Genomic DNA, 19,498 nt, shown 5'->3' with positions numbered 1-19,498 from the left:
AGCTGACCGTGCTCGATGTGCTGGCCACCGGCATGACCTTGCGCCGCGGTGTGGATTTCCAGCCGCACCTGCGCAAGATCAAGGAAAGCCTCAACGCCAGCCGCTACCCGATCGAGGACGACGAACTCAACTGAGCCGGTGCGCCTGCAGCCGCAGGTGGGCGCGTTGCCCTGGGGCCAGGCTCAGGCCTTCGCCACTGCCGCTGGCGGCCTCGACGCAGATAAATCGCTGGGATTCGCGGCCGCTCACGCCCATCAACGGGCGGTTGCCGGGGTGCCACACCACCGTGTCATCGCTGTCGCCGGTATCGATGCACAGCTCGCGCTGCCAGGCCGGGTCCTGTAACTGCACGCGCGGCGTTCCCGGGTAGACCTTCTGGCAGCCACCCCTGGGCTTCAGCGCGCCATCTTCACGGCAGGCCTGGCGGTTCAGGCGGTCGTAGCCCTCGATATCCTCAAGCCCGGACAGCGCTATCTCGGACACGTCACTGATGCGCCAGTAGGCCAGCAGCGCATGGCTCAGCTGGCAAGGTTCACTGTCCTGGTGCTCGGTACTCAGGCTCAGTTCCATGCGGCTTCCCAGCCGCGCATGCAGGTCGACCTGCCAGTCGCACAGGTCCAGCCGCCACTTCAGGGTCACGCCCTCCTCGTCCTCGCGGCTGTCCACCAGCTTCCAGTCCAGCAGGCGTGCCCAGCCATGGGCTGGCCACAGGTCTTCGCTGGGGTGGCGGCCATACCAGGGCCAGCACACCGGTACGCCCCCGCGAATCGCCCCCACCTGCGGCCACTGCTCGGCGCACCACAGCCAAGGCCGTTCTCCGGCCGGTTGAAAGTGCAGCAGCTGCGCGCCCTGGCGGCTGAACACTGCCTGGCAACGGGGATGATCGATGATCAGCACATCGCGCTGCTGGTAACGCTCCCACTCGAATGTCGGCCTTGGCCGCTGCGAGGAAAAGAAGCGATGGAGCGGATGTTCGGGCATGGTTCAGAGCTCTTGTTGTTTGAGATAGCGCTGTCTCGGCCTATCCCCGACACCCACTGCAGGCCAGTGGGTGCCGGGAACCGAAAAGGGATTGGCGTAAATTTACAACAATTGCCCTCAGAATGACGACTGAATCTTCAAACCTGCGACCAGCGCGTTGTCCACTTCATCCACCCCGCCAGGGCTCTTGATGTACTGCAAGTTGGGCCGCACGGTCAGCCAGTTGGTGACATGGAAGCCGTAGTAGAGCTCGGCGTTGTACTCGGTACGCTGCAGCGGCACGAAGCCTGCGTTGTCGTAATCACTGATACCGCTCTGGGCGTTGAGCAGTTCGGCGCGCTTCTTAACGTCGTCATTTACATGAATACGCGCCACACCGAAGCCGATGTCATCCTTGGGGCGGGCGTCGAAGGCACCCTTGTAGACCAGTCCCACCTGCTGGTAGTTGTCGACCACGTTGGTGGCCTTGTCATGCACCGTGAAGTTGGCGAACAGGCTCAGGCCTCGGTTGATATCGCCGCCTTGGGCAGTCACCTGCTGCTGCGCGACCACCCACCAGCCATGCTTGCTGGAGTGCGACTTGAAGGCGCCACCGCTGAGCGCCTGCGGGTTGCCGTTGACGTCGTCGAACACATCGTCGGCATTCGCCGTGCTGTAGTAGTAGCCCAGGCGGTACTCGCCCGGCAGGCCATTGACCTTGGGCGACCACACGGCCTCTACCGGCAGGATGGCCCCCTTGGTACCGCTGCCGCTGAGCTTGAAGCCATTGCCGGTTTCCAGGTTGGAGGGGTTCTGCTCGAAGGCGCCGACCTGGACGAAGAATTCCGGTGTGATGTTGTACTTCACCCGCAGCGCCCACTGGCTGACCGGCCAGTTGTACCAGATGCCGCCTACCCAGTTGCCCACCTGCGAGCCGCAGAAGGCCAGGTTCTGGAAGTCGCAGGGGAAGCTGTTGAAGTCCTCGCCCTCGCCGAAGCGGCCGAATTTCACGTCCAGCGTGCCGTCGAAGTACTTCTGCTTGACCCACATCTGCGTCAGGCGCCAGGTCTGGCCGCGGCCCCACACCTCCTGCACCGAGCTGAACTGCCCGGCACGCGGATCACTGATGCGGTCGTTGGACAGGTTGCGCCCGCTGCGCTCGGTGATCGCCAGTTTGAACTCGGCATCGTGCCAGCCAAGAATCTTCTGCAGGTCCAGGTGCGCACCGAGGGCAAACTGGTCGCTGTAGCGTGCGGTCTTGTCGTCGTTGTAGCCCCCGTTCAGATTGCCGGCCACCTCGCCGACGTAATCGAGGGTGAAGTCATAGCCCTTGTCCAGCAACTCGGTGCGCGTGCCGCCCCAGTCGCCGGTCATCCATTTCGATTCGCTGGAAAATGCCTCGGCAGCCTGCGCGCCGCTGCTGCCGACCACGGCGAGCAATGCCAGCGAGCCCAATGTCCTGATGCGTTTGCGCTGTTCCATCCCTTTGCGTCCTCTTTTTTCTTATTGATGGTGTAGACGAGTCAACGGCCTTTGAAGTGAGCCACGTTGTCCTTGGCGGTTGCGCCAGTGCTGGCCAGGCGCAGGCGCTGGCCGCTGTCGGCATCGAACAGCAGCACCCGGGCCGGGTCCAGTTGCAGGTTCAGGCTGTCGCCGATCCGGCACTCCACGTCCGGTGCCAGGCGGCAGCACACCTTGGTCTGGTTGAGGGTGACGAATACCAGCAGGTCCGGCCCGGTGGGCTCGGTCACCTGCACCTCGGCGCGAATGCCCGGCAGGCCATTGCCCTCTGCTGCCCCCAGGGTAATCTGCTCCGGGCGGATACCAAGGATGATCTCGCGGCCGTCAAGGTCGTCAGCCGCCACGCCCAGAGGCAGCGCGCAGCGCGCCTGGCCGCTGTCGAGCAGCGCCAGCAGTCGGCCATCCTGCTGCGTCAGCCGCACCGGAATGAAATTCATCGGCGGCGAGCCGATGAAACTGGCCACGAACTGGTTGGCCGGGTCGTTGTAGATCTGCTGCGGGGTGCCGAACTGCTGGATGATGCCGTCCTTCATCACCGCCACCTTGTCGCCCAGGGTCATGGCCTCGATCTGGTCATGGGTGACGTACACGGTGGTGGTCTTCAGGCGCTGGTGCATCAGTTTCATTTCGGTGCGCATCTCGACCCGCAGCTTGGCGTCGAGGTTGGACAGCGGCTCGTCGAACAGGTAGATCTTCGGCCGCCGCGCCAGCGCCCGGCCCATGGCCACGCGCTGCTGCTGGCCACCGGACAGTTGCGCCGGCTTGCGCGCCAGCAGGTGCTCGATCTGCAGCAGCCTGGCCACGCGCGCCACTTCCTCGTCGATGGCGGCCTGCGGCAGCTTGCGGATCTTCAGGCCAAACTCGATGTTTTCGCGCACGCTCATGGTCGGGTACAGCGCGTAGGACTGGAACACCATGGCGATGTCGCGATCCTTGGGGCTCATGCCGCTGACGTCTTGCTGGTCGATCAGTATCGCGCCGCCGCTGATCTGCTCCAGCCCGGCGATGCAGTTCATCAAGGTGGATTTGCCACAGCCCGACGGGCCGACCAGGATCAGGAACTCGCCGTCCCTGATCGACAGCTGGATATCCTTCAGGGTGTCTGGCAAACCACTGCCGTAGGTCTTGTTCACATTGCGAAGTTCGAGCGTTGCCATGACTTACCCCTTTACCGCGCCGGCCGTCAGCCCGCGGACGAAATATTTGCCTGCCACCACGTAGACCAGCAGCGTTGGCAGGCCGGCAATCATCGCCGCCGCCATGTCGACGTTGTATTCCTTGGCCCCGGTGCTGGTATTGACCAGGTTGTTCAGGGCCACGGTGATCGGTTGCGATTCGCCGCTGGAGAACACCACCCCGAACAGGAAGTCGTTCCAGATCTGGGTGAACTGCCAGATCAGGCAGACCATGATGATCGGCGTCGACATCGGCAGGATGATGCGGCGGAAGATGGTGAAGAACCCGGCTCCGTCCAGGCGAGCAGCCTTGACCAGCGCCTCGGGGATGCTCACGTAGAAGTTGCGGAAGAACAGCGTGGTAAAGGCCAGGCCGTAGACCACGTGCACCAGCACCAGGCCACTGGTGGTGCTGGCCAGGCCGAGCTTGCCAAGGGTGAACGAGGCCGGCAGCAGCACGGTCTGGAACGGCAGGAAGCAGCCGAACAGCAGCAGGCCGAAGAACAGCTGCGAACCGCGAAAGCGCCACATCGACAGCACGTAGCCGTTCAGCGCGCCAATGGCGGTGGAGATCAGTACCGCAGGCACGGTGATCATGATCGAGTTCCAGAAGTAGCCGCTGACCGTGCCCCAGGCCTTGATCCAGCCGATGCCGGTGATCACCGAGGGCCAGCTGAGCAGGTTGCCGGTGCTGATGTCTTCCGGGGTCTTGAAGCTGGTCAGCAGCATCACTACCAGCGGCACCAGGTACAGCAGCACAGCAATCAGCAACACCACGTGGATGGCGATGCGGCTGGGGCTCAGTGGCGGTTTTTGGGCAGGGCTATGCATGGCGTTTGCTCCGCAGCTCCGAATACAGGTAAGGCACGAGGATCGCGAGGATCGCCCCGAGCATGAGCATGGCGCTGGCCGAACCCATGCCCATCTGGCCGCGGCTGAAGGTGAACGAATACATGAACATCGCCGGCAGGTCGGACGAGTACCCGGGGCCACCGGCAGTCATCGCCGCGACCAGGTCGAAGCTCTTGATGGCGATGTGCGAAAGGATCATCAGCGAGCTGAAGAACACCGGGCGCAGGCTGGGCAGCACCACTCGCCAGTAGATGCGCGGCAGGCTGGCGCCGTCGATTTGCGCAGCGCGGATGATCGACGGGTCGACGCCGCGCAGACCGGCCAGGAACATCGCCATGATGAAGCCCGAGGCCTGCCACACGGCGGCAATCACCAGGCAGTACACCACCCGGTCAGGGTCGATCAGCCAGTCCAGCCGAAAGCCTTCCCAGCCCCAGTCGCGCAGCAGCTTGTCCAGGCCCATGCCGGGGTTGAGCAGCCACTTCCATGCCGTGCCGGTGACGATCATCGACAGCGCCATGGGGTACAGGTATAGGGTGCGGATGAAGCCCTCGCGGCGGATGCGCTGGTCCAGCAATACCGCCAGCAACACGCCGATGACCAGGCTGATGGCGATGAACAGGCCACCGAAAACCAGCAGGTTCTTGCTCGCCACCCACCAGCGATCGTTGTCGAGCAGCCGCGCGTATTGCGCCAGGCCCGCCCACTTGTAGGTGGGCAGGAAGGTCGAGGTGGTGAAGGACAGCACGAAGGTCCAGAGGATGTAGCCGTAGAAGCCCACCAGGACGATGATCATGCTTGGCGCCAGCACCAGTTTGGGCAGCCAGCGCTGTAGCGCGTCCAAGGGTGAGGCCCGCAGTTGAGCGGTTGTAGTGGTCATGATGTGGTACCCGAAGCCCAGACAGTGCGTGGCTCTGCCTTTTGTGTTGTCGGTACTGGCCCTATCGCCGGCAAGCCAGCTCCCACAGGTAACCCACAGTTTTCAAAGGCAGTGAATACCCTGTGGGAGCTGGCTTGCCGGCGATAGGGCCATCAGCGCTTTACTGGGCGGACTTGATGGCAGCCGCCAGCTTCTTCGCCGCATCGGCCGGGTCGGCCTTGGGGTCGTTGATGTAGTTGGTCACCACATCGAAGAACGCCCCCTGCACGGCCAGCGTGGTGGCCATGTTGTGCGCCATGCTCGGCTGCAGGCCGCCATTTTTTGTGTCGGCAAGGAAGTCCTTGGCGGAGGTCTGCGCGCAGGCATCAAAACCATACTTGCCCATGTCGGCCAGCATGTCGTTGCGCACCGGGATCGAGCCCTTGTTGCTGCTGAAGACCTTCTGGAAGTCCTCGCCCAGCACCTTGCGGGCAATGTCCTGCTGGCCGGCAGCGGTGCCGGCGTCGTTCTGCTTGAACACCACCAGCGAGTCGATGTTGTACAGGAAGGCCTTTTCGGTGCCGGGGAACGGCACGCACTGGTAGTCCGTGCCGGCGGTTTTCTTCGCCAGGGTCCATTCGCTCTTGGCCCAGTCGCCCATGATCTGCATGCCGGCCTTGCCGTTGATGACCTTGGCGGCTTCCAGGTTCCAGTCCTGGCCTTTGCCATCCGGGTCCATGTAGGTGGCGACTTTTTTCAGCTCGGTCAGCGCCTTGACCATCTGCGGGCCGGTGAGGGTTGCGCTGTCGAGGTCGACCATGGCCTTCTTGTAGCCATCTGCACCCATCACCGACAGCACCACGCTTTCGAACACCGTGCTGTCCTGCCACGGCTGCCCACCATGGGCGAGCGGGATGAAACCGGCCGCCTTGAGTTTGTCGGCAACCGCATAGAATTCGTCGAGGGTGGTCGGCGGCTTGTCGATACCGGCTTTCTTGAACACTTCAGGGTTGATCCACAGCCAGTTGATGCGATGGATGTTGACCGGCACGGCGACATAGTCACCGTCGTACTTGACGGTATCGGCGACTTTCTTGTCGAGCAGCGAATCCCAGTTTTCGGCCTTGGCCACCTCCTTGAGCACATCCGCGTCGAGCAGCCCGGTGGCCGCCCAGTCCTGGATGTCCGGGCCTTTGATTTGCGCGACACCCGGCGGGTTGCCGGCCACGGCGCGGCTCTTGAGTACGGTCATGGCAGTGGCACCACCGCCGCCAGCAACGGCACCGTCCTTCCAGGTGAAGCCATCTTTTTCGACTTGGGCCTTGAGCACATCGACGGCTGCTTTTTCGCCACCCGAGGTCCACCAGTGCACGACCTCGACGCTGCCTTTGGCGTCGGCAGCCTGGGCACTGAAGGGCAGTATCGAGGCCAAGGAAATTGCGGCAGCGAGACGGAGTGTGGAATTCATCGAAGCACCTTTCTTGTTGTTATGCCGTGCAAGTCGAGCGCTTGCGTTGCATGGAGTCTAAACAGCCCGCCCGCCTCGTCAGGTAACGAAGCGATGCTTGAATGTCATCATCTGGTTACATTGCCGGCCAAGGCGCTGGCCAGGCTCGGCGCCAGCGGCAAGCCGGGCAACAGCAGTGCCTGGCAGGCGTGATAAAGGTCGGGTTTGCCCGGCCAGATGCTCCCGGCCGGCTGGTTCAGCGCATCGAGCTCGTGGTGCCAACTGCCCGCGGTGTGGTCGATGAAATGGTTGGCGATGAAGTCCCAGCAGCGCCGGTACCACTGCTCGTAATGCGCCTCGCCGGTCCTTTGCAACAACGCGGCGGCGGCGGCGCAGGCCTCGGCGTGCACCCAGTGCAAACGCGCGTGCACCACCGGGCGATCGGCCCAGTCCAGGGTGTAGACAAAGCCCGGGGCGCCATCGGCATGCCACGCCTGCCCACAAGCGCCGTCGAACAGCGCGCGGGCGCTGCCAAGCAGCCAGTCCGGTGCGTGCAGGCCGGCCTGCGCAAGGCTGGCCTCCAGGTGCAACAGCAGCCGCGCCCATTCCAGCGCGTGCCCGGGCGTGGTGCCATAAGGGCGGAAGTGGTCGGCCGGGTGTTCCTGGTTGTAGTGCGGCAGCGGTTGCCATAACGCGTCGAAATGCTCGATCACCCGGTGGCCGTTGGCGGCGGCATAGGTATGGATGATGCGTTCGGCGATGCGCAGGGCGCGTTGCAGCCACAGCGTGTTGCGGGTGACGTCTGCAAGCGCCAGGAAGGCCTCGGTCGCGTGCATGTTGCTGTTGGCGCCCCGATACGGTTCAGGCAACTGCCACGCACGGGACAAGGTTTCGCGCAGGGCGCCTTCCCCTTCGCACCAGAAATGCGACTCCAGCACTTGGGCCGCGTCTGCCAGCAAAGCGGGCGCATCGTCGACACCCGCTACTACCGCCGAACTGGCGGCCAGGGCGACAAAGGCATGCAGGTAGGCCGCCTTGCCGCTGTCATCATGGCCGCCGGGGTGGGCGAACCAGCCGCCGTAGCGGGCATCTTGCATGGCCCCGCGCAGGGCGGTCACGCCGTGCTCGGCATAGGCCAGGTAGCCAGGCACACCCTGCAGATGGGCCAGGGCGAAGCAGTGGGTCATGCGGGCGGTGTTCATGGTTTGGGCGCGGGCGCCGGGGGCGAGCTGCCCTTTGGCATCGAGGTTACCGAAGCCGTCCGGCAGTTTCGCGGCCTTGGCAAAGGCCAGCAGGCGATGTGCTTCAGCCTGGCGCCAGTTGGAATGGGCCGGGGCATTGAGCCAGCTGGTTGCTGGCAGGTCGAGGGGGGTCATGGGCCAGCTTGCTCCTTGCCAGTCGTTTGCGAATTCTAGCCAGCGGGATTTGGGCGGATGTCACGAAGGACGGCAGGTTTGTCACTCGACAGTGACAATTGAGTGACCTGCAACGGCCCTATCGCCGGCAAGCCAGCTCCCACAGCTACAGTGCAAACCTTGAACCCCGTGCGGTCATTGTGGAAGCTGGCGTGCCGGCGATAGGGCCAGAACTGCCAGCGCATAAAGTCAGTCCATACCCCGCGGTAGATACAAGGTCACCCGTAACCCGCCCTCGCGCAGGTTCAGCAAACTCACTTCCCCGCCATGGCTATGGGCAATGTTGCGCGCAATTCCCAACCCCAGCCCATACCCCTGCTGCTGCCCGGCCAGGCGAAAATGCGGCTCGAACACCTGCTCCAGCTGCTGCTGCGGCACCCCGGGGCCCTGGTCGTCCACCTGCAGCACAAACCCCTCGGCACTGTCGATGATGCGCAACCGTGCCCGCTCGCCGTACTTGATGGCATTGTCGATCAGGTTGCCAATGCAGCGCCGCAGCGCCAGCGGCTTGCCCGCATACGGCGCCAACGCCCGCCCCAGCAACGTGATGCGGCCATCGCCCAGGTACGGCTCGGCCAGAATCTCCAGCACCTGGTTGAGGTCGACAGGCTCGATGTTCTCGTGGATGTCAGTGTCCTTCACGCACTGCAACGCGCCTTTGACCAGCAGCTCCAGTTCGTCCAGGTCCTGGCTGAACTTGGCCTGCAGGCGCTCGTCTTCGAGCAGTTCGACACGCAACCGCAGGCGGGTGATCGGCGTACGCAGGTCGTGGGAAATGGCGCTGAACAGCTGGCTGCGCTCGGTCAGATAACGGCTGATACGCTCGCGCATGCTGTTGAACGCCCGACTCACTTCGACCACTTCACTGCCGCCACCTTCGGCCACCGGCGCCACATCGGCGCCCAGCGACATCTCGCGCGCGGCCCGCGCCAGCCGTTTCAGCGGCCAGCTCTGCCAGTGCACCAGCAGGCCGATGAACAACAGCAGCAAGGCGGTGGTCAGCACGATGAAGCCGATCTGCTGGCGTGGCAGGCGTTCGGCCTCAAGGCTGGTGTAGGGCTCGGGCAGCAGCGAGGCGATGTACAGCCACTCGCCCTCAGCCAGGCGGATCTGCGTTACCAGCACCGGCGGGTTGAGCGGCTCCAGGGTCAGCGAATAATGCGCCCAGGAACGTGGCAGTTCGTCGAGCTTCAAGCCACTGTTGAAGATGCGCAGGTCATCCGGGGCGACGAACTCGACGGAAATGTCCATCTGCGCGCCCAGGCGCTCATGCAGCACTTGCTGGAACACCTCGATCACCGCCTGCTTGCGCGGCGTGACGGGCAGTACCGGCATGTCCAGCGGCTTGGCATTGAGCGACACGAAAAAGCGCGTGCCCCCCATGCTGCGCAGCTGGTCTAGCACCAGTGGCCGGTAGGCCACCGGCAGCGAGCGGAAGTAGCTGACACTGGCGCTCATCGAATGGGCCAGGCTGCTGGCGCTGGCGCGCAGGCCCTGAACCTGGCTGGCGCGCAGCTGGGCGACCCAGATGATGCTCGACAAACCCTGGGCCAGCACCACCACCAGCAGGGTCAGCAACAGCATGCGCGCCAGCAGCGAACGAGGCAGCAGGCGCCAGCGCCGCTCAGGATGCACTGCAGACATGCGCAGCCAGCAGGTAGCCACTGCCACGCACCGTGCGGATCAGCCGTGGGGGTTTGTCGGTGTCGCGCAGGCGCTGGCGCAGGCGGCTGACCGCCATGTCGACGATGCGGTCCAGCGGCATCGGCTCGCGGCCACGGGTGGCGTTGCCGATGGTGTCACGATCGAGGATCTGCTGTGGGCGGTCGAGAAAAAGCTTGAGCAGGGCGAAGTCGGCGCCCGAGAGGATCACCTCTTCACCGTCACGGTGGAACAGGCGATGGCTGACCGTGTCCAGGCGCCAGTCGTCGAAGGCCAGCACGGCACTGACCGGTGCTGCCTGGCCGAATTCGGCACGGCGCAGCAGGGCCTTGATCCGCGCTTGCAATTCGCGGGGGCTGAAGGGCTTGCCCAGGTAGTCGTCTGCGCCCAGTTCCAGGCCAATGACCCGGTCGGCTTCGTCGGAGCTGGCGGTGAGCATGATGATCGGCACCCGTGCCAGACGGGGATGCTGGCGCACCCAGCGGCACAGGCTGAAGCCGTCTTCGTCGGGCAGCATCACGTCGAGGATGACCAGGTCGCAAGGGGTGGATTCGAGGGCCTGGCGAAAGCCCCTGCCGTCCGCTTCGGCATGCACCTGGAAGCCGGAACGGCTCAGGTAGGTTTGCAGCAGTTCGCGGATTTCCTGGTCGTCGTCGACCATCAGGATCGATTTGCCGGCAGTGCTCAAGGTGGTCCTTCCTCTTGTTGATTGCAGGTCTTTTGCCTGCTGTACGGTGTTGCCTTCCGGGGCTGAGTTGCAGCCCATCGCCGGCAAGCCGGGCTCCCACAGTTAGTGTACAAATCCAGTCTTGTCGCGATCGGTGTGGGAGCTGGCTTGCCGGCGATCGGGCCGCGCTGCGGCCCCCTTCAACTGTCAGTGATCCAGCGCCTGCTGCAAGGCCACCCCGGCCCCCAGCAACCCGGAAAACTCCGCCGTCACCAACCACACCGGCACGCCGGCAAAATAACCACTCATGCAACCCTTGTCGGCAAAACTTGTGGCAAACCCACTGCGCAGGAACAGCTCGGCAAAGCGCGGGATCACCCCGCCGACAATATAGACCCCGCCCCGCGCGCCCAAGGTCAGCACATTGTTACCGGCCACTCGCCCCAGGAAGCGGCAGAACTGCTCGACCACCGCCAGCGCCCGCGGCTCGCCGCCCAGCGCGGCATCGGTGATGTGCGCCGGGGTCTTGTGTCGCGGTATGTCTCCGTCCAGCGCGCAGATCGCCTGGTACAAACGCACAAGACCTCCCCCGCTGAGCACCGTCTCGGCACTGACGTGGCCGATCTGGCCATGGATCTGCTGGTGGATCGCCGCTTCGCGGGCATTGCCCACCGGCAAGTCGACATGCCCGCCTTCGCCGGGCAGGGCCTGCCAGTGCTTTTCGCCCAGGCGCAGCAGCGAGCCCACGCCCAGGCCGGTACCAGGCCCGATGACCAGTGCCGGGCGCGACGGGTCAGCCGTGCCGGGGCACACTTCGCGAAACTCCCCCTCGCGCAGGCGGGTCATGCCCAACGCCATGGCGGTGAAGTCGTTGACCAGCAACAACTGCCCGACCTGCAAGGTCCTGCAGAACGCCGTACGGCTGAGCCGCCAATGGTTGTTGGTAAAGCGGAATTCATCGCCATCGACCGGCCCGGCCACTGCCAGGCAGGCCGCGGCCACGCCACCGCGAGCAATGCCCTGCCCCTGCAGATAGGCTTCGATGGCCTGTTCAGGGCTGGTGTAATCCTCGGTGGCGAAGACTTTCACTTCATGCAGCTGGTTGTCACGCCACAACGCAAAACGGGCATTGGTGCCGCCGATGTCGCCAACCAGCAAGTCCTTCATTTGAGGTTCTCCAGGGCCGAAGTGAATGCACTGGCGCCCTGCTCTGCGGGGCTGAACGCCATGCGCATGAAGCCGAACAGCTCGCGCCCGCAACCCAGGTCGTTGCCCTGGGGCGCCGGCGGCAGGTCACGGCTGGCCAGTTCTTCGGCCGACACCATCACCCGCAGCGTGCCTTCGACACCATCGACCCGCACCATATCACCCTCACGCACGCGCGCCAGCGGGCCGCCATCATAAGCTTCGGGGCACACGTGGATAGCCGCAGGGATCTTGCCCGAGGCACCCGACATGCGCCCGTCGGTGACCAGCGCCACCTTGTAGCCACGGTCCTGCAGCACCCCCAGGAAGGGCGTGAGCTTGTGCAGTTCGGGCATGCCATTGCAGCGCGGGCCCTGGAAACGCACCACCGCAACAAAGTCACACTCCAGCTCGCCGGCCTTGAACGCATCGGCCAGCGACTGCTGGTCGTGGAACACCCGCGCCGGGGCTTCCACCACGCGGTGCTCGGGGGCAACGGCAGACACCTTCATCACCCCACGGCCGAGGTTGCCTTCCATGACGCGCAGGCCACCTTCGGCCGAAAACGGCCGCGCCACCGGGCGCAGGATGGTCTCGTCCAGGCTGTGCTGCGGCCCTTCGCGCCACACCAGCTTGCCGTTGTCGAGAAACGGTTCCTGGGTGTAACGGCGCAGGCCGGGGCCGGCGACGGTGTTGACGTCTTCATGCAGCAGCCCGGCGTCGAGCAGCTCGCGAATCAGGAAGGCCATGCCGCCAGCCGCCTGGAAGTGGTTGATGTCAGCCTTGCCGTTGGGATAGACGTGGGACAGGGTCGGCACCACCTCGGACAGGTCGGCCATGTCCTGCCAGGTCAGCTGGATACCCGCCGCCTGGGCAATCGCCGGGATGTGCAGGGTGTGGTTGGTCGAGCCGCCGGTGGCATGCAGGGCGACGATCGAGTTGACCAGCGCCTTCTCGTCGACGACTTCGCCCAGCGGCATGAAGCTGCCGCTGGCCTTGGTCATGCGCGTCACCTGCCGTGCGGCCTCGGCGGTGAGCGCGTCGCGCAGCGGGGTGTACGGGTTGACGAACGAGGCGCCGGGCAGGTGCAGGCCCATGACTTCCATCACCAGCTGGTTGGTGTTGGCGGTGCCGTAGAACGTGCAGGTGCCCGGGCTGTGGTAGGAGTTCATCTCCGACTCCAGCAGCTCTTCGCGGCTGGCCTTGCCCTCGGCATAGCGCTGGCGTACATCGGCTTTCTGCTTGTTGGAAATGCCCGACACCATCGGCCCGCCCGGGACGAAAATAGTCGGCAGGTGGCCAAAGCGCAGGGCGCCCATCATCAGGCCGGGGACAATCTTGTCGCAGATGCCCAGCATCAGCGCGCCATCGAACATGTTGTGCGACAGGGCCACGGCGGTGGACATGGCGATCACCTCGCGGCTGGCGATGGCCAGTTCCATGCCTGGCTCGCCCTGGGTCACTCCGTCGCACATGGCCGGCACGCCACCGGCGAACTGGCCCACCGAACCCACCTCGCGCAGGGCCTGCTTGATCTGCTCGGGGAAGTGCAAATACGGCTGGTGCGCCGAGAGCATGTCGTTATACGCCGAAACGATAGCCACGTTGGCCGCGTTCATCAGCCGCAGGGTCTGCTTGTCGTCGCTGCCGCAACCGGCCACGCCATGGGCGAAGTTGGCGCACTGCAGGCTGGCGCGCATGGGGCCGTCACTGGCCGCCCCGCGAATCAGCTGCAGGTAGCGTTCGCGGGTGGCACGGCTGCGTTCGATCAGCCGCTGGGTGACCTCAAGGATGCGCGGGTGCATGTACTGGACTCCAGGCTAATTGTAAGGGCGGTTTACCGGGCATTTCCCCTCCAAACGATTGCGGCCTAGGCTCAAGGTAAAGGGCCTGGTGCAACGCTGGGGGCACATCGCCCAACCACTCGTTGTATGTTTAAACAAAATACTGCCACTAAAAAGGCTTGTTTTCTATCTGATAGTGAATAATCTTGTAATTCCAACAACAAAACCGTTTCAGTGAAGCTCCTTTGTGCCACAGGTTTCACTCGGACTGCCAGAGGTACTGCCATGACCCTACGCATCGCCATCAACGGATTCGGCCGCATCGGGCGCAACGTCCTGCGCGCACTGTATACCCAAGGCTACCGCCAGGACCTGCAGGTCGTCGCCATCAACGACCTGGGCGACAGCGCCATGAATGCCCACCTGCTGAAATACGACAGCGTGCATGGCACCTTCGATGCCATTGTCGAGGCGGACCATGAGAGCCTGACGGTGAATGGCGACCGCATTGCGGTCAGCGCCATCCGCAACCCGGCCGAGCTACCCTGGAAGGCCGAGGCCATCGATGTGGTGTTCGAGTGCACCGGTCTGTTCACCGACCGCACCAAGGCCGCCGCACACCTGGCCGCCGGGGCTGGCAAGGTGATTGTGTCGGCGCCAGCCAAAGGCGCCGATGCCACTGTGGTATACGGAGTCAACCACGACATCCTGCGGTCTTCGCACCAGGTCATTTCCAATGCCTCCTGCACCACCAACTGCCTGGCGCCGATTGCCCAGGTGCTGGACCGCGAGTTCGGCATCGAACAGGGCCTGATGACCACCATCCATGCCTACACCAACGACCAGGTGCTGACCGACGTGTACCACAGCGACCCGTACCGCGCGCGCTCGGCGACCCAGTCGATGATCCCGAGCAAGACCGGCGCCGCCGAGGCTGTGGGCCTGGTGCTGCCGGAACTGGCGGGCAAGCTCACCGGCATGTCGGTGCGGGTGCCGGTGATCAACGTGTCGCTGGTGGACCTCACCGTGAACCTCAAGCGTGAAGCCACGGCCGAGCAGGTGAATCAGCTGTTTCTCGAAGCCAGCAAGCATTCCAGAGTGTTGGGCTACAACGCCCTGCCGTTGGTTTCATGCGATTTCAACCATAACCCGCTGTCGTCGATCTTCGATGCCAACCACACCAAGGCCAACGGGCGCATGCTCAAGGTGATGGCCTGGTATGACAATGAGTGGGGGTTCAGCAACCGCATGCTGGATAACTGTCTGGCGCTGTGCCGGGCGCGGTGAGTTCGGCTTGCCATTATCTGCTATCTGCGCCTGTGAGACCGAGCGCCGCCCGCGCGGCGCTCGATCTTACAGCCGATGTGAATTCCCCGGCAGGCACCTTCAAGCCCTTACTCACAATCTTTACCTTTTCCTAACACTTCCACACTTGACCTTCCGCAAAGATGATAAGCATTATCATTAACCTTTCGTCGGCCAGGTCCACCCGTGAGTCAGTCCCGGTTCAATTCCGTTTTCCTCATCCAGCGCCTGACCCTGCTGCGTACCCTCCAGCGCATGGTAGGTAATCCCAGCACGGCCGAGGACCTGCTGCAGGAAACCTACCTGCGGGTATCCCGCGCGTTGGGCGAACGGCCCATCGAGCACATCGAACCGTTCGTGTTCCAGACCGCACGCAACCTGGCGCTTGACCACCTGCGCGCACGCCGGGTGCAGGCACGCATGCTGGTCGACGACGTGCCCGACGAAGTGCTGCACAGTGTCGCCGCCCCCGCCACCAGCAGCGAAGATGCGGCCCATGCCGAGCAGTTGCTCAAGCACCTGAGCGTCAGTCTCAACCAGCTGAGCGAACGCCAGCAGCGCATATTCATCCTCAGCCGCCTGCATGGCGCCACCTACCTGGAAATTGCCGAACAGCTGAATGTTTCGTCCAGCACGGTACAAAAGGAATTGAAACTGATCATGGCCATCTGCATGGGCGTCGCCGAGCGCTTGAAGTGAGCCGACCGCTGGCCAGTGCAGCAGCGCAAAGCCCTTGCCACACACCGCCTTAGCCTTGATCATTCGAAAAAAAACCATTCAAGGATTCACCGTGACCGACAGCCCCGCCCCTCGCCCGTCACCCGCCGGGCCTAGCGCCCGTGCTCGTGCCATGGACGAGGCGCTGGACTGGCTGGTACGCCTGCAATGCGCGGATGCACAAGATACCCAGGCCTTTGAAGCCTGGCTTTGCGCTGCACCTGAAAACGCCGAGGCGTATGTCGAGGCAGAGGCCCTGTGGAACGGTAGCCCGCTGCATCAGGTGGCCGGGCACCTGCACCAGCAAAAACGCCGCTCCTGGAGAGGGCGCCTGCGCAGCCACTGGAAACCCATGGCTACCGCCGCGGTGTTGCTGGTGGGCCTGTTCACCCTGGGCAACCTGCCCATGCGCCTGCAGGCCGACCACCTCACGGTGGTTGGCGAGCGCCAGCGCTTGCAACTGGATGACGGCGCGAAAGTGTTGCTCAATACCAATTCGGCCTTCGCCAGCGACCTGCGCGACGGCCGCCAGGTGGCGCGGCTGCTGCAGGGCGAGGCGTATTTCCAGGTGCCCGATGGCGCGCGGCTGCCACTGGAAGTGCAGGCCGGACCATTGCGTGCGCAAGTACGCGATACCGACTTCGCCGTGCGTTACGTCGACGGCGAGGCGCAGGTGCGGGTGCAGCGCGGCGATGTCGACCTGCAAGGCGGCCGTGACCAGCGTATCCGCCTGAGCGCTGGCGACAGCATCAACGTAGGGCCGCAGGGCTTCGGTCAGCGCCAGCGCCCCGACATGCACAAGGACCTGGCCTGGATCGACGGCCGCCTGGTGTTCGAGAACTGCCCGCTGAGCCAGGTGCTGGCCGAGGTGCGCCGCTACTACCCGGGCTGGATCATCAATCGCAACACGCAGCTCGAAGACGTAGCGGTCACCGGCAACTATCGCCTCGACCAACCGCTGGAAACCCTGCGGGCCCTGGCTCACATCACCTCTGCGCAACTGCACGAGTACCCTGCGCTGGTCATTCTCGACTGACCTGAAATTATTTTTACGCGACTGCGCTACCCCGCCCGTCTCGTTATAGCCAATGCAACTGATTCTTGTTTGATAACGAGAACAGCCATCACCTATAACAGTCCGCGCGTCTGGGAGCGCTTTCGATGTCCACAGGTCCTACCCGCTCGTCCATCCTTCCTCGCCGCACAGGGCAATTGTCCCTGTTGACCCTGGCCCTGCTCGCCAGCGGCGCCTGCAGCCTGCCAGCGCTGGCTGCAGGCTCCGCTGGGGAGCAGGGCCAGGCCAGCAGCCCGCGCATCGGTGACTACCGCTTCAGCATCGGCCAGCAGCCGCTGGTGTCGGCAATCAACGCCTTCAGCCAGGTCACCGGCTGGCAGGTCGGCTTCAGCGCCGAGCTGGCCGACGGCGTGGCGTCGCCGGGGGTGCAGGGCGCGCTACCGGCGGAAGCCGCACTCAAGCGCCTGCTCAACGGTACCGGCCTGGGCTTTCGCAAGATCAGTAACGGCAATGTGGTGCTCGAGCGCCAGGCCGGCGGCAATGTGGTAGCCCTGCAACAGGTCACCGTCAGCGCCACCCGCAGCGCCCAGGACGCAAGCCAGGTGCCTAGCACCGTCAGCGTGCAGACCCGCGAGCAACTGGACCGGCAGAACGTCAACAACATCCAGGACCTGGTGCGCTACGAGCCGGGTGTGTCGGTGGCCGGCACCGGCCAGCGCAGCGGCCTGAACGGCTACAACATTCGGGGTATCGACGGCGAGCGGATCCTTACCCAGGTCGACGGAGTGTCGATCCCTGACAGCTTTTTCTACGGCCCGTACGCCCAGACCCAGCGCAACTACGTGGACCCGGAGATCGTCAAGCGCGTGGAAATCCTCCGCGGCCCGGCTTCGGTACTGTATGGCAGCAACGCCATCGGCGGCGCGGTCAGCTACTTCACCCTCGACCCGGACGACATCATCAAGCCCGGCAAGGACGTGGGTGCGCGCCTGAAGACCGGCTACAGCTCGGCTGACGAAAGCTGGCTGACCTCTGCCACCGTCGCCGGCCGCCAAGGCGATGTCGACGGCCTGCTGCACCTGAGCCAGCGCAACGGCCACGAAACCGAAACCCACGGTAGCCACAGCGGTGACGGCCTGTCGCGCACCGAAGCCAACCCGATGGACGTGCGCACCACCAACGTACTGGCCAAGCTGGGCTGGAACTACGCCGACGATGCCCGCCTGGGCTTCACCTTCGAGCGCTACAAGGATGACCGCGACCAGAACATCCTCAGTGCGGTGGGCGGGCCGTTCATTCCTGGCTTCGGTGGCATGGGCTACTACAAGGCGCGCAATGGCAACGACACCATCACCCGCGAGCGCTACGGCATCAACCATGAGTTCGGCCTGGATTCGCGGGTCGCCGACCATGTGAAGTGGAGCCTGAACTACCAGATCGCCAAGACCGACCAGCACACCGAAGAAGTCTATGCGCCGCCTGGCCGTCAGGTACTGCGAACCCGCGACACTACCTACAAAGACCGCCAGTGGGTGTTCGACGCCCAGCTGGACAAAGCCTTCAGCATCGGCGCCACCGACCACCTGCTGACCTATGGCATTACCCTCAAGCATGAAAAGGTCACCGGCTCGCGCAGCGGCACCGGCACCTGCCTGACCGTGGGCGCGGGCTGCTCCGCCGTCGGTGCCGAACGCCCGGCAGACGGCCAGGTGCTGGTCAGCGACTTCCCGGACCCGACGGTGAACACCTACAGCCTGTTCATGCAGGATGAAATCCGCTGGAACAACTGGACCTTCATGCCCGGCGCACGCTACGACTACACGCGCATGGAGCCCACGTTCACCGAGGAGTTCCTGCGTGGCCTGGAGTCCACCGGCACGGCGCCGACGTCGCAGGACGACTCGGACAAGAAGTGGCACCGCGTGTCGCCCAAGTTCGGCCTGACCTATGCCTTCAACGACAACTACACCTGGTACGGCCAGTACGCCGAAGGCTTCCGTACACCGACCGCCAAGTCCATGTACGGCAAATTCGTCAACCTCGAGGAAGGCTACCGCGTAGAAGGCAACCCGGGCCTCGAACCGGAGAAGAGCAAAAGCTACGAAACCGGCCTGCGTGGCAACTTCGTCGCCGGCAACTTCGACGTGGCGGTGTACTACAACAAGTACCGCGACTTCATCGACGAAGACGCCGTGCAAAGCGCCAACCTGGAGCAGACCTTCCAGGCCAACAACATCAAGCACGCCACCATCAAGGGTGCCGAGGTCAAGGGCCGCCTGAACCTCGACCACTTCGGTGCACCTCAGGGCCTGTATACCCAGGGTTCGATCGCCTACACCTACGGCCGCAACGATGATACCGGCCAGCCGCTGAACACCGTCAACCCACTGAAGGGCGTATTCGGCCTGGGCTACGAGCAACAGAACTACGGCGGCCTGCTGAGCTGGACGCTGGTCAAGCGCAAAACCCGGGTGGACGACGGCACCTTCTATTCGCCTGACGGCTCGACCTCGAAGTTCCGCACCCCGGGTTACGGCGTGCTGGACCTGACCGGCTTCTACAAGGTCACCGACGACGTGACCATCAACGCCGGGTTGTACAACCTCACCGACAAGAAGTACTGGCAGTGGGATTCGATCCGCAGCTACGACGGCCAGGGTGAGGCCGCGGTGACCCAGCCGGCCAACATCGACCGCCTGACCATGCCGGGGCGCAACTTCGGTATCAATGTGGTGTGGGATATCTGATCTCTACCGCCTGTGCCGGCCTCTTCGCGGGTGAACCCGCTCCCACAGGTATCACGCAGGTCTTGGACCTGTGATGTTCCTGTGGGAGCGCCTGCTCGAACTTGCCCGCCTGCGCGGCAATGGCACCAGTGAAGGCGCCCTTCTCGTGGCCGAACAGCGTGGCCTCGAGCATGTTGTCGGGGATGGC

At 64.1% G+C, this 19,498-nt stretch carries 15 protein-coding genes and 2 pseudogenes; 5 read left to right on the top strand and 12 right to left on the bottom strand.

Going from position 1 to position 19,498, the window contains the following annotated elements:
* Nucleotides 1-134: pseudogene (locus HP546_RS10995) on the top strand (transcriptional regulator HexR); the annotation flags it as partial.
* Here the strand turns inward: HP546_RS10995 and HP546_RS10990 are convergent.
* From HP546_RS10990 to edd, 11 genes are all read right to left on the bottom strand, one after another.
* Nucleotides 127-981, bottom strand: a complete 855-nt coding sequence (locus HP546_RS10990; protein ID WP_172224411.1) for a D-hexose-6-phosphate mutarotase — start codon at nt 979-981, stop codon at nt 127-129. The pseudogene HP546_RS10995 and the gene HP546_RS10990 overlap by 8 nt on opposite strands.
* 117 nt (nt 982-1,098) lie before the next feature.
* Nucleotides 1,099-2,442 (bottom strand): carbohydrate porin, encoded by a 1,344-nt coding sequence (locus HP546_RS10985; protein WP_172224408.1) that lies wholly within the window; start codon nt 2,440-2,442, stop codon nt 1,099-1,101.
* Between the two features lie 41 nt (nt 2,443-2,483).
* Nucleotides 2,484-3,638: an ABC transporter ATP-binding protein gene (locus tag HP546_RS10980; protein WP_172224405.1), complete on the bottom strand. Its 1,155-nt coding sequence runs from the start codon at nt 3,636-3,638 to the stop codon at nt 2,484-2,486.
* A 3-nt stretch (nt 3,639-3,641) separates the two neighbouring features.
* Nucleotides 3,642-4,487 carry a carbohydrate ABC transporter permease gene (locus tag HP546_RS10975; RefSeq protein WP_172224402.1) on the bottom strand — a complete coding sequence of 282 codons (846 nt, stop codon included), beginning with the start codon at nt 4,485-4,487 and terminating at the stop codon, nt 3,642-3,644.
* Nucleotides 4,480-5,388, bottom strand: a complete 909-nt coding sequence (locus HP546_RS10970) for a carbohydrate ABC transporter permease (protein WP_172224399.1) — start codon at nt 5,386-5,388, stop codon at nt 4,480-4,482. The genes HP546_RS10975 and HP546_RS10970 overlap by 8 nt, the downstream gene beginning before the upstream one ends.
* A gap of 160 nt (nt 5,389-5,548) precedes the next feature.
* Complete coding sequence (locus HP546_RS10965; RefSeq protein ID WP_172224396.1) at nt 5,549-6,835, bottom strand: ABC transporter substrate-binding protein; 1,287 nt, start codon at nt 6,833-6,835, stop codon at nt 5,549-5,551.
* 107 nt (nt 6,836-6,942) lie between these two features.
* Nucleotides 6,943-8,190: an AGE family epimerase/isomerase gene (locus HP546_RS10960; RefSeq protein ID WP_172224393.1), complete on the bottom strand. Its 1,248-nt coding sequence runs from the start codon at nt 8,188-8,190 to the stop codon at nt 6,943-6,945.
* Nucleotides 8,191-8,418: 228 nt separating this feature from the next.
* On the bottom strand, nt 8,419-9,873 hold the full coding sequence (locus tag HP546_RS10955) for an ATP-binding protein (protein ID WP_172224414.1): 1,455 nt from the start codon (nt 9,871-9,873) through the stop codon (nt 8,419-8,421).
* Nucleotides 9,854-10,579, bottom strand: coding sequence for a two-component system response regulator GltR (gene gltR, locus HP546_RS10950; protein WP_172224390.1), 726 nt, complete (start codon nt 10,577-10,579; stop codon nt 9,854-9,856). Before gltR ends, HP546_RS10955 begins: the two co-directional genes overlap by 20 nt.
* A gap of 186 nt (nt 10,580-10,765) precedes the next feature.
* Nucleotides 10,766-11,725, bottom strand: a complete 960-nt coding sequence (locus tag HP546_RS10945) for a glucokinase (RefSeq protein ID WP_172224387.1) — start codon at nt 11,723-11,725, stop codon at nt 10,766-10,768.
* Entirely contained in the window at nt 11,722-13,548 is a 1,827-nt protein-coding gene (edd, locus tag HP546_RS10940; protein WP_172224384.1) for a phosphogluconate dehydratase, read from the bottom strand. Before edd ends, HP546_RS10945 begins: the two co-directional genes overlap by 4 nt.
* Before the next feature lie 264 nt (nt 13,549-13,812).
* Between edd and gap the strand changes: the two genes are divergently transcribed.
* The 4 genes from gap (at nt 13,813) to HP546_RS10920 (ending at nt 19,311) form a co-directional block, all read left to right on the top strand.
* On the top strand, nt 13,813-14,814 hold the full coding sequence (gap, locus tag HP546_RS10935; protein ID WP_172224381.1) for a type I glyceraldehyde-3-phosphate dehydrogenase: 1,002 nt from the start codon (nt 13,813-13,815) through the stop codon (nt 14,812-14,814).
* Between the two features lie 204 nt (nt 14,815-15,018).
* Nucleotides 15,019-15,531, top strand: coding sequence for an RNA polymerase sigma factor (locus HP546_RS10930; RefSeq protein ID WP_172224378.1), 513 nt, complete (start codon nt 15,019-15,021; stop codon nt 15,529-15,531).
* A gap of 91 nt (nt 15,532-15,622) precedes the next feature.
* A complete protein-coding gene (locus tag HP546_RS10925; RefSeq protein ID WP_172224375.1) occupies nt 15,623-16,585 on the top strand; it encodes a FecR domain-containing protein in 963 nt (320 codons plus the stop codon).
* Nucleotides 16,586-16,710: 125 nt separating this feature from the next.
* On the top strand, nt 16,711-19,311 hold the full coding sequence (locus tag HP546_RS10920) for a TonB-dependent receptor (protein ID WP_172224372.1): 2,601 nt from the start codon (nt 16,711-16,713) through the stop codon (nt 19,309-19,311).
* A gap of 88 nt (nt 19,312-19,399) precedes the next feature.
* Here HP546_RS10920 and HP546_RS10915 read toward each other — a convergent pair.
* A pseudogene (locus HP546_RS10915) lies at nt 19,400-19,498 on the bottom strand (sigma 54-interacting transcriptional regulator); the annotation flags it as partial.

The sequence above is a fragment of the Pseudomonas sp. CM25 genome (assembly GCF_013179705.1).
Taxonomy (GTDB): Bacteria; Pseudomonadota; Gammaproteobacteria; order Pseudomonadales; family Pseudomonadaceae; genus Aquipseudomonas.
The sequence above is the reverse complement of the archived record's forward strand: the minus strand, read 5'-3'. Positions and strand labels throughout refer to the sequence as shown.